Annotated in this window: 12 protein-coding genes; 1 reads left to right on the forward strand and 11 read right to left on the reverse strand. The window is 64.2% G+C overall.

Translation table 11 applies throughout. From position 1 onward, the window contains the following. The 5 genes from VML93_RS36675 to VML93_RS36695 form a co-directional block, all read right to left on the reverse strand. Positions 1–1,164, reverse strand: a 1,164-nt coding sequence (locus VML93_RS36675; protein WP_325618489.1) for a hypothetical protein, incomplete at its 3' end; no start/stop codon positions are given. Positions 1,165–1,183: 19 nt separating this feature from the next. Continuing rightward, positions 1,184–2,437: a glycosyltransferase family 4 protein gene (locus tag VML93_RS36680; RefSeq protein WP_325618491.1), complete on the reverse strand. Its 1,254-nt coding sequence runs from the start codon at positions 2,435–2,437 to the stop codon at positions 1,184–1,186. Between the two features lie 388 nt (positions 2,438–2,825). Beyond that, positions 2,826–4,136: a glycosyltransferase family 4 protein gene (locus VML93_RS36685; protein ID WP_325618492.1), complete on the reverse strand. Its 1,311-nt coding sequence runs from the start codon at positions 4,134–4,136 to the stop codon at positions 2,826–2,828. Then, complete coding sequence (locus VML93_RS36690; RefSeq protein WP_325618494.1) at positions 4,133–5,242, reverse strand: glycosyltransferase family 4 protein; 1,110 nt, start codon at positions 5,240–5,242, stop codon at positions 4,133–4,135. The genes VML93_RS36685 and VML93_RS36690 overlap by 4 nt, the downstream gene beginning before the upstream one ends. Then, a complete protein-coding gene (locus tag VML93_RS36695) occupies positions 5,239–6,048 on the reverse strand; it encodes a polysaccharide deacetylase family protein (RefSeq protein WP_325618506.1) in 810 nt (269 codons plus the stop codon). The genes VML93_RS36690 and VML93_RS36695 overlap by 4 nt, the downstream gene beginning before the upstream one ends. On the opposite strand from VML93_RS36695, the gene VML93_RS36700 reads away from it, so the two are divergent. After that, entirely contained in the window at positions 5,984–6,148 is a 165-nt protein-coding gene (locus VML93_RS36700) for a hypothetical protein (protein ID WP_325618509.1), read from the forward strand. The genes VML93_RS36695 and VML93_RS36700 overlap by 65 nt on opposite strands. Before the next feature lie 145 nt (positions 6,149–6,293). Here the strand turns inward: VML93_RS36700 and VML93_RS36705 are convergent, their stop codons facing one another. The 6 genes from VML93_RS36705 to VML93_RS36730 all read right to left on the reverse strand — a co-directional run. Then, positions 6,294–8,786 carry a hypothetical protein gene (locus VML93_RS36705; protein WP_325618496.1) on the reverse strand — a complete coding sequence of 831 codons (2,493 nt, stop codon included), beginning with the start codon at positions 8,784–8,786 and terminating at the stop codon, positions 6,294–6,296. Between the two features lie 55 nt (positions 8,787–8,841). Further along, entirely contained in the window at positions 8,842–8,979 is a 138-nt protein-coding gene (locus VML93_RS36710) for a hypothetical protein (protein WP_325618498.1), read from the reverse strand. A gap of 18 nt (positions 8,980–8,997) precedes the next feature. Beyond that, positions 8,998–9,135: a hypothetical protein gene (locus VML93_RS36715; protein ID WP_325618500.1), complete on the reverse strand. Its 138-nt coding sequence runs from the start codon at positions 9,133–9,135 to the stop codon at positions 8,998–9,000. Between the two features lie 310 nt (positions 9,136–9,445). Then, on the reverse strand, positions 9,446–10,429 hold the full coding sequence (locus VML93_RS36720; protein WP_325618502.1) for a GDP-mannose 4,6-dehydratase: 984 nt from the start codon (positions 10,427–10,429) through the stop codon (positions 9,446–9,448). A gap of 136 nt (positions 10,430–10,565) precedes the next feature. Continuing rightward, complete coding sequence (locus tag VML93_RS36725; protein ID WP_414686540.1) at positions 10,566–11,438, reverse strand: glycosyltransferase family 2 protein; 873 nt, start codon at positions 11,436–11,438, stop codon at positions 10,566–10,568. 544 nt (positions 11,439–11,982) lie between these two features. After that, a partial coding sequence (locus tag VML93_RS36730) for an SGNH hydrolase domain-containing protein (RefSeq protein WP_325618504.1) occupies positions 11,983–12,860 on the reverse strand: 878 nt, incomplete at its 5' end.

The following is a 12,860-nucleotide window of genomic DNA, read 5'->3' on the forward strand; positions in this document are numbered from 1 at the left end:
TCCCTGCCTTCGCATGCCTTGAATGCGACGTAGCACGACGAAGTGGTCCTTTATCACCATGGCGGGCCCGGCGGTCAGAAGTAACACAAGGAGCGGCCAGGATTCCTGTGCGTATTTAGCGCCGAACATCGACAACGGGACGCGGCCGAACAGTGCGGCTGCAAGGATGACGGACAGTGCTAAAACCATCCCCGTAATGAGTGTTCGCGGCGCCTTCCGGCGGAAAACTTCCATGTTCTCTGCGGTAGCGAACAGAGCTATTGTCAAGAGGTACGGGAGTGCCGTAATAGTGGCGGCCAACAGGCTGGCCTGGTTGAAATATGCTGTCTGTGTCGCTGGCATTAACGACGCAACAATGACCGGAAGAATAAGGCTGCTCGATCCCACTGCCAATGTGAGACCGTGGTGGCCCATCGCCACGGGCCAGTGGTCTCGCACCAGGTGCCAACGTTGCCCTATGGTCACCCGAGCGCGGGGTGGGAGATGTCGCCGCAGCGGAGTGGCAAGAAGAGAGCCGACGAGGCCGACTGTCCAGGAAACAAGGATAACCTGTCCGCTTCTGACACCGAGTCCTATCGCTCCAGACAAGACAGCGATCCGCACGATAGACGCGAGGAGAGTCCGTCGCATTTGCAGGCTGCTCACGCCCATCCCTATTACCGCCTGATCGAACGCGGAACACGTTGCGGCGATACCCGTCGTTCCAACCAGTAACAAAGCCGCGCCCAGTGAGAGATCACCCAGAACGCCAGAAAGATGCAATGGCGCGGACAGGCCGAGCCATCCCGCAGCGACTAGCGCCCCACCCATTCCGGCGATGCCCAAGCCCGTGCTGGCGAGCGCACGGCGATCCGTTACTGCGACGACCTTGAAGCGTTCCAGCAATAGTGTGCCGACACCGAGAACCCCGAACGTCGATAGCAGGGTCATCGCGGCCACCAAGCCAGCCCCGACCCCCACCTGTTCCGGGGCCAATGCGCGTGCCGCTAGCGTCCAAAAGACAAGGCCGAGCACCGCGCCGCCCAGTTGTGACCCGACTAGCGAGGCGAAGATAGCTAACAGTCGGCTCGGCCGGACCACGCTGTTTCGCAGCGTGGCAAGCGCATTCAAGTTCATCACCGGTCGGCCCGATCCTGCGCCGCTTGCCACACCCGGCGCCGACATGCCCGAACGGGGCAGCAGCCTAGCCAACACCACTTACCTCGACTTCGGCGTCGGCGATGGCGCTGGCGTACAGGCGCTCGATGCGTGGAACAACGGCGCTGATGGTGAATTCCCGTGCCCGGTCGCGTCCCGCGGCACCGAACGCCTGCGCACCCGGCGGATCGCGTAGTACCGACGAAATGGCCTCCGCCAACGCCGATACGTCCCCAGGCGGGACCAAGAGCCCAGTGGTCCCGTCGACGACCAGGTCGACGATGCCTCCGGTGGCGCTGGCGACGACGGGTCTACCCGCGGCCATCGCCTCGAGCACAACGGTTGGGCAGGGATCGGCCCAGAGCGATGGGACGATCACCGCGCGGGCAGACCGGAACAACGCAAGGACCTCCTCGTGCGGCAGCGCGCCGAGCCACCGAACACCGTCGGGCATTGTCCATTCGCTTCCGGGCCACGGGCGACCGGCAAGCACGAGCGGCGGCGGACCGTCGAGCAGCCGGTAGCCATCCAGCAGCGTCTGGACTCCTTTGTCCGGGCCGAGGTCGCCTATGTACAGCAGCGGGGCCTGCGGATCTGTCGGTGGAATCTCCTCGAGGACGATGTCATCGGGGATGAAATTCGGAATGACCTCCGCGTTCAGGCGGGCAAAATTTAGCCAGCTGTTGTCGTGGAGGGCGACGGCGTCGGCAACCGCGCTGCTCACGGCTGCGACACGCGAAACTCGATCAGATCTGCGCCTGGCGGACCAGGTGTTCGCCGCGACAGTGACCGCGCCCCTGACGGCGCCGTGGTGTGCTGTGGCACAGGACAGGCAGCGCGCCGGAGACGGCCCCGAGCACCGCTGTTTCCCGTGTTCCATAAGTCGCATCGTCGCGCAGATATGACTGTAGGTATGCAGCGTCATGACGACGGGCACCCGAGCGCGCGCGGCGGGACCCAGGGCACTATTGACGATCCAATTATGCGCGTGGATCACATCGAAACGGCCGTGTGAGAGTTCGCGGCGGATCGCCCGGCTCACCAGCGGATCAGGCAACGGTAGCGCGTACGGTCGTGTCGAATCGCTGTAGAGGATGGGCAGATGAGAGGCGGCGGTTCGGACTCGGAGGATGCGCACACCCTCCGAATGGCTCTCGGCCGGCTCGTCGCCGCCCGTCGCAAAGCCGAGCAAGGTCACCTCGTGCGCCCTGGCCGCCAGCGCCCTTGCCAGCGCCCAGACATGCCGTTCCTCACCGCCGAACATCGGGGGCAGGAACTGAGCGAGCAGCAGCACCTTCATGCCGCCACCTCGTGGTACAGGCGGCGGTACTCTTCGGCGCAGTCGGCCCAGCTGGGAAGGACCGGCGGCGCCTCAAGTCCCGGCGATTCCGCGAGCAGCACAGCGGCAAAAGACATGTGCTCTCCTAACGGAAGCAGGCCGAACTGGAGGCGAGGCCGCGCGGTCACGGCGGCGGCACCTAGGTCCGAAAACTCATATACCAGTATATGACCAAACTAGCAGAATACGTACCATTTGCATAATTTAAGATGATCTCAAGGTTGAAAGTCTGTTCTACCCAACAAAACATCCGAACGCTCGCAGATTTGCGGCCCCGTAAGCAGTCTGCGGCAAAACCTCCGCCTGAAACCACAGCCACCCGGACCGGCAGGCGACGACGAGCTTTCGCTCAGGTCATGACCTGAGCGATCACCCCCTGATCGATGGGCGCATCGGCTGCAGTACCAGAGCCAACACCGGTTACCTTGGCCTTGGTTTCCGCGATGGCGCTGGCGTACAGGCGCTCGATGCGTGGAACAACGGCGCTGACGGTGAATTCCCGTGCCCGGTCGCGTCCCGCGGCGCCGAACGCCTGCGCGCCCGGCGGATCGCGTAGTACCGACGAAATGGCCTCCGCCAACGCCGATACATCCCCAGGCGGGACCAAGAGCCCAGTGGTCCCGTCGACGACCAGGTCGACGATGCCTCCGGTGGCGCTGGCCACGACGGGTCGACCCGCGGCCATCGCCTCGAGCACAACGGTTGGGCAGGCGTCGCTGACAATCGATGGGACGATCACCGCGCGGGCAGACCGGAACAACGCAAGGACCTCCTCGTGCGGCAGCGCGCCGAGCCACCGAACACCATCGGGCATTGTCCATTCGCTTCCGGGCGACGGGCGACCGGCGAGCACGAGTGGCGGCGGACCGTCGAGCAGCCGGTAGCAATCCAGCAGCGTCTGGACTCCTTTGTCCGGGCTGAGGTCGCCGATGTAGAGCAGCGGGGCCTGCGGATCTGTCGGTGGAATGTCCTCGAGGACGATGTCATCGGGGATGAAATTCGGTATGACCTCCGCGTCCAGGCGGGCAAAATTTAGCCAGCTGTTGTCGGGCAGGGCGACGGCGTCGGCAACCGCGCTGCTCACGGCTGCCACACGCGACACACGAGCAGATCTGCGCCTGGCGGACCAGGTGTTCGCCGCGACAGTGACCGCGCCCTTGAGCGCGCCGTGGTGTGCGCCGGCACAGGACAGGCAACGCGCCGGAGACGGCCCCGAGCACCGCTGTTTCCCGTGTTCCATAAGTCGCATCGTCGCGCAGATATGACTGTAGGTATGCAGCGTCATGACGACGGGCACCCGAGCGCGCGCGGCCGGACCCAGGGCACTATTGACGATCCAATTATGTGCGTGGATCACATCGAAACGGCCGTGTGCGAGTTCGCGGCGGATCGCCCGGCTCACCAGCGGATCAGGCAACGGCAGCGCGTGCGGTCGTGCCGCCTCGCTGTAGAGGATGGGCAGATGAGAGGCCGCGGTGCGGACCCGGAGGATGCGCACACCCTCCGAATAGCTCTCGGCCGGCTCGTCGCCGCCCGCCGCAAAGCCCAGCAAGGTCACCTCGTGCGCCCTGGCCGCCAGCGCCCTGGCCAGCGTCCAGACATGGCGTTCTTCACCGCCGGGTATCGGGGGCAGGAACTGGGCGAGCAGCAGGACCTTCATGCCGCCACCTCGTGATACAGGCGGCGGTACTCTTCGGCGCAGTCGGCCCAGCTGGGAAGGACCGGCGGCGCCATCCGCGGCGCCGCCGCGACCGCAAGCGCCGCAGTCGCAACCTGCTCGGGCGGCGCCTCAAGGGCAACCGTCGTGGCCAGACCCGCGCGCCCCAACTCGGCAAGTCCCGGCGATTCCGCGAGCAGCACCTTGGTGCCCGCCCCGAGCGCTTCCAGGACCGCCATCGGGTGCCCCTCGTACTCGCTGAGCAGGCAGAACACGTCGGCGTCGGCGATGAGTTTGCCCATTGCTCCGCGTCGTTCGGGGCCGAAGGTGCGCACCGACACCCGGTCGCCGACGCCGAGCTGACTGGCCATGGCACGCAGCGGTTGTTCGTAGGGCCCAGCGCCGACGAGTACCAGCCGCGCGTCGGGCGCCTGCGCCAGGATGGCCGGCAGCGCCCGCAGGATGCGGTGGTGGCCCTTGAAGCGCTCGAATCGTCCCACCGAAACCAGCAACGGGCTGCCCTCCGGCGCTTCCGCGGAACGATCGATCGGCAGAGGTTCGGATCCGTTTCGAATGAGTCGGATGGTCCCCTCGGTGTCTTTGAGGACTGCCGCGAAGATGTCGCGCTCGTTCTCGCCGGTCGCCACGATCAAAGTGGACCGCAGCAGCGGCCTGAGTAGCCGCCACTGCAGCGGTCGCAGTGAATTTCGCAATGCTGAGGAGTGGCCTCCGGTGTGCAGCGTCAGCACGGACGGGATGCCGGCCCGTCGCGCTGCGGCCAGCGCGACGGGCGCCACCAGCGAGTGCACGCCCTCGACATGCACGATGTCGTAGTCGTCGGCGCGCAGCAAATGCCGCGCCAATCCGGGAGCCAGATAGTAGTCGCGGGAACGGGGATAGGCGCGCCACCGCCGCACGCGGTAGCCGGGGAGCTGCTCTTCGACAGGCAGGTCCCAGGTTCGGTCCGTTGTCAGCACCGTCACGTCGACGCCGGCGGCGCCGAGGTGGGTGGCCACCTCATGAACGTGGGTGGCAATGCCGGCCATCAGGGGATACGCGAACGCGGTAACCATGGCGACTCGAAGCGGACCTTGGCGGTTGGGGATCATTGGACACCTTCCATGCAGGGGGTGGATGAAGACAGATCGTTGGTCAGATTTCGCAGCCCCGATTGCGCTCGGCGCGCCACGGCCCATCCCGCAGTGAGCGCGTGCGCCGGGGCGTACAGAAGCCGTATCCGCTGTTGATGCGTAACCCGGGCGAACACGGCCGGCGAGGTGGAGCGGCGAATGGTGAGGCGGGGCACGCCAAAGGGATCGCAGCCGGCCGCGGCTATCCCGTTGCCGACAACCGCAGCCTGGAGGTAGCCGGTTTCGCGGGCCACCGCTCGCACCCGCTTGCTGGAGTAGCCGTACGGGTAGGCGAGGCTGCACACCGAGTGCCCGAGCCGGTCCTCCAACAAGCGCCGAGAGTCAGCCAGCTCAACTCGCAACCGCAATTCGCAGATCTGGTCGAGCTGGGGGTGGCTGTGACTGTGCGCGGCGACCTCGACGCCGGCTGACGAAAGCTCAGCGACCTGACCCCACGACAGCATGCGCCCGGGTGGCGTTCCAGCCGCATACCGCGCTGCGTCGCGCACCCATCCCGTCGTGACGAACACGGTCGCCGGGAACCCTTGCTCGATCATTATCGGCAACGCTTCTTCGATCAGGTCGGCGTAGCCGTCGTCAAACGTGAGCACGATCGGGCGCGCCGGAAGCGCTCGCCCATCTCGACGGCGTTGGCACAGTTCGCCGAATGTCAGTCCGCCGAACCCCTGTTGCCGCAAGTACCGAAGTTGTGCGGCAAACATGGCCGGACGAACGGAAAGCGCTCGTCCGGAAGCGGCCGGAGCGTCGCTCACCGAGTGGTACATCAGAATCGGCACGGGAGTGTCGGGCGCCACGGATGAGGGTTGGCTGCCCCGGTTGCCCTGGCTGACCTTCACCGCAGATCCCGACGACGGCAACGGGTGATCTGCGGGATCGCGATATCGCGGACGTTTCTCGCTCCCGATAGCCCGCGCCCGTTGCTGTTGGGCACGCGATGCACGTGCGGCAGCTGTTGGGCGAGCCCGCTACGTGTCAGTTTGCCGGTTGCGGTCAACATAACCAAGTCCGCCTATCCCGGGCGTTTAACCTGGCTCATCGAGCCAGGAACCCGTGAATGTACTGCCGAGGGATCGTGGAGGATGTTCTGAGCCCTCGAAACATCAACGGCAGCAGCGTCATACACCGCTTGTGCAATGGCAGCAGTCGCCAGCAGCGCGGCCGCCGTCGACACGGCGAACCACTTCCGGTCAATTCTTGGCGCCATGTTCCTTAGTTTCCTCAGCGGGTGCACGGCCCAATGGGGGTTTAGGAGCAACGCGACCAGCGCCATCGACAGCAAACCCAGCGGTGCAAGCCATATGTGCGCCAGAATTATCAAGACCGATGCGAAGCACAACGCTCCGACGCCTGCTGCGAATGTGAGCGACGGCCCGGCGGCAATTTGGAACGATTTGAGCTTTTTCATTATTCTCGGCATCGCGCCGGAACGACCGACCAAGCCGAGTGCCAAACCCGCCGCAAGGCCGATTAAGAGCTGCTTGAGGATGTCGATGGGACCGGTATCTCCGCACCACCCACTGCGCGAGAAGGGCACCCCGAGCCCGCTTAGATCGTAGATAACAATCGGCCCATGCCGGTAGACCGCGTGAATCCCGGGGACATTGTCGAACTTCGTTAATTCGGCGTTAGTTAATTTCCGCGGTTCTGGGTCAACGGCGACCGCGGCGGCATGAGCAGTGTCGCCATGGTAGAAGTAGTACTCGCCTGCGTGTGGTTTATCGTCGGCCCACCGCTGATCGACATAGAGGTATTGGAGCTCCAGGCGGCGGGCGACTTCAGACTCGTCGGAGGTCCATTCATCGGTGTAGTACAGCTGCGGCGTATACAGCTGCTCCTGATCCTCTTTCATAACCGGCCACAAGCGGGCTTGGCTTGCCAGCAGGATCGCACTCACCCGGTCCGCGCCTATTCGAGTACCAGGCACCAGCTCGTCGCCCGCCCAGCGGACGGCGGCGAGCGTCTCGGCATCCATCGACCGCACGTCGGCGACGGTGAGATACCCGCCCGGCAACCGCATCCAGTCTGGTCCGCTGCCCAGTAGCAGGCCGCCGACAAACACGCTGGTGGCCAGCAGCAGTCCTAGCCACTCAAGGGCCTTGGTCAGTCGGGGCCGCCGAATGCGGGAGTGGTGCCTGGGCAGAGATTGGAACCAGCGGACTCCACAATCGGCGGCGAGCAGGCTGAATGGAAGATACAGGAAGCCGGTGGCGCGATCACCGACCTCGGCCCAGCTTGGCACGAAACGCACGGCCATTGTCACCGGAATCAAAGCCGCGATGGGTACGAGCAACGCCCCCAACCCCCAGCGTCGGGAGTCGGATGACAGCGCGCCACGCCGCCTCCGCTGCAGTACCGACAAGGCGTATGTCAGCACAATCAGCGCTACTACCAACGTGATAGCTGCCGCGTAGTAGACGAGAAAAATCTGCTCCCACAGTGGAGTCCGAAAACCTGCCGGGTCGGAGAAGGGTTGGCGCCGCTCCCCACCACTTACTTGCGATACCACGTCGTCGAAGATCGGGCGGAAATAGTTTTGCAGAAGTTCCCGCTGGACCATCGCCCAGCTTACGGTCGCGGTAACTGCGATCAAGGCGCCACAGAAAACTCGTCGCCTCGCCTGGCGATCACGCTCGGCAACAGTCCAAACAGCCAGGAACGCCGCGGCTAACCAACTGGTGATGTGATGCGTCACGACGACGGCAAGCAGACAAACCGTAGCGCCGATGAATAACTGGCGGGGATCACGGGCCCAGCGTGCGCGGGCAATGAATGCGACCCCGGCCAGCGCGAGCGGTAACGCCAGCGTCTGATAAGAGAACATCGAGTTGAACCAAGCGAACTGTGAGGCCACGGCATACACAGCCACGGCAAGCCCGCCCGTTCGAGCGCTTCCGGTCAAGTGCTCGACGGCATCGCAAAGCACCAGGACCAGCACGAGCCGCGCTACCACCACCACCACCAGCAGCGCCGCCGCCGTCGCCGGGAGCCCGAGTTGATGCACGAAAACCGTGAGCGCCTCTAGGCCCGGATAGTGCGGGCTGATCGCAAGTGACGGGTTCGGTTGGAAGAGGCGATGCGAAGTGAGGATATCGCTCAGCGTGCGCATGTGGAGTTGCTCGTCGTACCCGGTAAACAGCACGGGGTCGTTCAGATGGCACTGCAAAGCGGGAATCAGACCGAGACATATGACCGCGGCGTTCCGCAGTGCTCGGGCCAGCCGACGGCGAGTGAGTGCCCAGAGCGCACTCGCGTAGGTGAGCGCATAAGCGACGGCGGACATCGCGAACCAGGGCCCGTCTCCCCCACCTCGCCTCGCCATGCAAATTGCGAGCACGTTGACGGCCAAGCCGGCGGTTTGCCAGAGCAGGAGTACCCCGATCGCGGCGAACGACCTTTCGCCGGCACGCGCCGCAGATTCCGTCGTGGGCAATTCTGAGCCCCACGAACGCTCAATTTGGCTGATGTCAAACGGGGCTTCCACCAGCTCACCGCTCGCAATCATGCCGTCACCTTTGTTTCACCGGCGGCACCTTTGGCGACGACACATTACCTTCCCGTCACACCTCAGCCAGCGCGTGCAGTTTGCCCGGCAGGCATTTCGCGGTTGCCGCGGCGGCTGCCGGCATCGACCCCGAGCCCGGTCTGGCATGCTTCCGCGCGGAATTGACGTCCAGCGGTAACGCCCGGTTATCCATGACTGAACTTTCGGCTGCTTAGCGCGCGCTGGCGGCGTTGGCGGTCTGGGCGAGCGCGCAGCAACCGGCGCTGGTCCCGAGGGTGTTCGTCGGAACCGCCGCCGCATTCCCTGCGGCCACTGCAGGGCCGGTGCTTTGCCGGGTCACGAACGACATGTAGTACCTCCTAGCGGAAGCAAACCCGAGGCGAGCCGTGGTTACGGCGGCGGCGCTCGGGTGCGACCACGTGTGTATACCGATAATACACTGAATCAGTGTAATACATACTGACTGGCATCAAAAAAAGTATATAGCGGACTTATCGTGCATCGGACCTGGTCTGCCATCCGTGCATTTGTCGTACGGGTTGCGTACCTGCTCCGCGAGTTCGACCAGCCCCCCGAGAACGGCGAAGTGACCGGGCCGCGATGTTGCGGTGGACCTGGTAACGGGTGGCGTCGATGGTGCGCGGGCGCACTCGGCGCTCTCAGGCCCGGGCGGGTGGGCCCGGGTGGGGATCGAGGATGCCGCGCAGCCAGTCGACGGTGCGCTTGATGCCTTCGGTGAGCTCGGTGTCGGGTTTCCAGCCCAGTTCCCGGCCCGCGCGGGTGGGGTCCAGTGCGCTCGCTTGAGCCTCACCGGTGCGGGCCTCGGCGTAATCGGGCGCACGCGAGACGCCGACTTCCGTCGCGATCAGCCGGTGCAGCTCGGTGACCGTCGTCTGCACCCCGGTGCCAACGTTGAAAGTCCCGGTGGTTTCGGCCGGCGCATCCGCCGCGGACAGGAAGGCGGTCACGACGTCGTCGACGTAGACATAGTCGCGGGTGGCGCTGCCGTCGCCGTAGATGGTGGTGGGGCGGCCGGAGATCATCGCACTCCCGAAGATCGTGACCACACCGGCTTCCCCCTGCGGGTCTTGGCGTGGCCCATAGACGTTGGCCAGTGCCAGACAGATGGGTGCTAGCCCGTACATGCCGGCGTAGGCGCTCATATACAACTCTCCGGCGATTTTGGACGCCGCGTACGGGGAAAGCGGGTCCACGGGAGTGTCCTCGGTGGCGGGCATGGTGGCCGGCACACCGTAGCGGGCGCCGCCCGAGGTGGCGAAGATGATCCGCGGTACTTCAGCGCGCCGGGACGCTTCCAGCAGGTTGATGGTGCCCAGCACGTTGTTTCGGGCGTCGTGTTGCGGATCATTGACGGACTTGCGCACGTCGACTTGGGCTGCCAGATGGAATACCACGTCGGGGTTGGCGCCCGCGACGATGTCAGACAGCTCGGGATGCCGGACGTCGGCCGCGACAAAGGTGAACCGGCCGGGGCGGTTTTCTCGGTGGGCCGACTCGAGGTTGGCGGCGGGGGAACCGGCGCTGAGATTGTCGACTCCTGTCACCTGGTGCCCTTCGGCCAGCAGGCGGTCGACGAGGGTGGAACCGATGAATCCGGCGGCGCCGGTGACGAGCGTGCGCATTCTCAGCTATCTCCAGTTCGACGGTGAATTGTGTACGGCAGCAAACGGTTTGAGGCGTAATCGGAGATGACGCCACAGCAAGATGCCGACGCACCCGCGCCAGTCAGCACCGGCGCTGCCGGCCTTGTAGTCCCGGTCATGCTGTCACCCCCGCTGACACTGCCAGTGGTCGTTTGGCTGCGTGTCGCGCCGCCTGGTAGAGGCGTCCGGAAACACCCGAGCGGTGATGGCGCAACACGGTTCGCAGGACGCGGATCCCGTCGCGGATGGCATGCAGGTTCGACGCACCGCTGCGACGTGGCAGCTCGAGGCTGGGAACCTCGGCGATGCGCAGACCCGCCTGCATGGCCCGCGCGGTCATCTCGGCCTCGATTTCAAAGCCGGTTGCCGACAGGTCGAGATGCTCGAGATAGCGGCGGTGAAATGCACAGAATCCATAGCACAAATCGGTCAGGTGGGCGTCGTAGGCGGTGTTGAAGACCGCGAGCAGGAACCAGTTACCCAGTCCGCGAAACCTGGTGATGTCCAGCGACCCCCCGCCACTGATGAATCGCGACCCCTTGACGAAGTCAAAGCCATTGGCAAGGAAATGCAGGTAGTGGCGGATCTCCCTGGGCGACATGCTGCCGTCGGCGTCCATCATCACGATGATGTCGCCGGTGGCGGCCAGAAAACCGGTGCGCAACGCGCTACCTTTGCCTGCACCCTGCTGCGCTAAGACCCGCACGTCCGGCCGGCATCGACGGGCGGTAACCAGCGTCACATCGGTCGAATCACCGTCGACGAGAATGATCTCGTCCACATCGTCGGCGACCTGTTCCAGCACCCAGCCGATGTTGCGCGCCTCATTTCTGACCGGAATCACCAAGCTCACGCTCGGCTTTACGACAATCGATGGTCTCGGGTGGGAGCGAGAGAGCACCGAACGCGAATGTTCGGTGGTTCCCCCCTGTTGCGCCGGTACCCCGTCTCGCAATTCGGTCGAGTTTGAGGATGAAACGGTAGTCATGTCTCGGCTCCCAGCCTGTAGATCACGTGCTGCACGACTCGCAGCCTGAATGAGAAGAACGTTGTTACAAGACGCGACGTTCTGTGCGCTACCGCGTTAGAGCTCGAGCCGGTCAAAACGTCTCCGCGCGTTAAACCGCCGTCTTGCCTAGTTCCCATCTCCCTCCTAGCGGAAGCAAGTCGACCCGAAGGCGGGCCGCGGTCGCGACGACCTCAGCGCCACCATCTTCAGTACCGGGAGTACATCTGGACCTCAGTATACATACTAATTGGCACACAGTGAAGCAATTATCAAACTCTAAACATCCACCTACAGGGCAGGCATGCATCCCGAAGAAGTGAACGGTGCGCCGGAACGCCGCCGAGGTGCCGGCAACTGGCCGAGACCCAACGCCGGCCCGGCGAGGAGATCCTGCCGACGCCGGTGCAGGCGAGATCGCCGCCCGCGATGGCCGCAACGGAGCGCGGACTTCTCCTGGCCGCCGGCGGGGACTTCCCGGTGGCCATTCACATTGAGCAGATCACTGGGCGCACCGGTCGCAGTATTAGACCATTGCGGGTTGCAATGCCTCGTTGAGCGCGCCCGTCAAATAAGCCGCATACGTCCGTGAGAAGTGGTACCTCTCCCTGTACACGCGGATATCGGCTATCACTGGTTCGCACCTGTCGGCGCACACCCAAGGCCTAGGGGAAATGAATAACACGCCGGCCGCGTTTGCTGCGGCTGCCTGCGGCGCTTCATAATGATTTGTGACCAGCTCCGCCGCGGCGGTACTGCATGCCTGCACTTGTCCGGTATGCGCGGCGAGGCATCGAGCGTCGTCGTTCGCCCAGTTAGGAATAGGGCCTATCATCGCCAATCGAGTCCCGGGCTGGGCAAGTTTCTGGAATGTCGACACCCAGCCATCTTGCAATTGGGCAGGTGTTGGCTCGTCGCCATTTGCCAGTTTGTGGTCCCCGGCGCTCGTCGTGATGACCAGGTTAGGATGAAGTGCCTGGATTTGAGAGACCGCCGCCGAGTAAAATGCGTCACAGTCTTTATTGGGCGCATTCGTCTCGTCTGATAAATATGCCAGACCAGTAACTTCGCATCCACTGAAGCCGAATACTCGCAGCTTCCAACCGGCCTTTGCGGCGATCAGCTCGAGCGGGACCGAAAACATATACGCTCGCGAATCCCCGAAGATCACCATAAGCTTCGTGCCGGCGCGGTCACCATATGCACACTCACCGAAATTAAGATCACTAGCCGGTTGGTGCGCCTCGAGTTCCGCCGGCTTGTGCGTGTCAAGTCGATCAAAGCAACCGGTCGGATCCCCGTCGTCCGGTTCCTGTAAAGATTTGGCGACAGCGTCCGGTAAGGTTCGCATTTGTTCCGCTGCTTTGACGGCCTCTACAACCTGCGCGGTTGTAGCGTAGGGAA

This window comes from Mycobacterium sp., assembly GCF_035499775.1.
In the GTDB taxonomy this organism is placed as follows: domain Bacteria; phylum Actinomycetota; class Actinomycetes; order Mycobacteriales; family Mycobacteriaceae; genus Mycobacterium.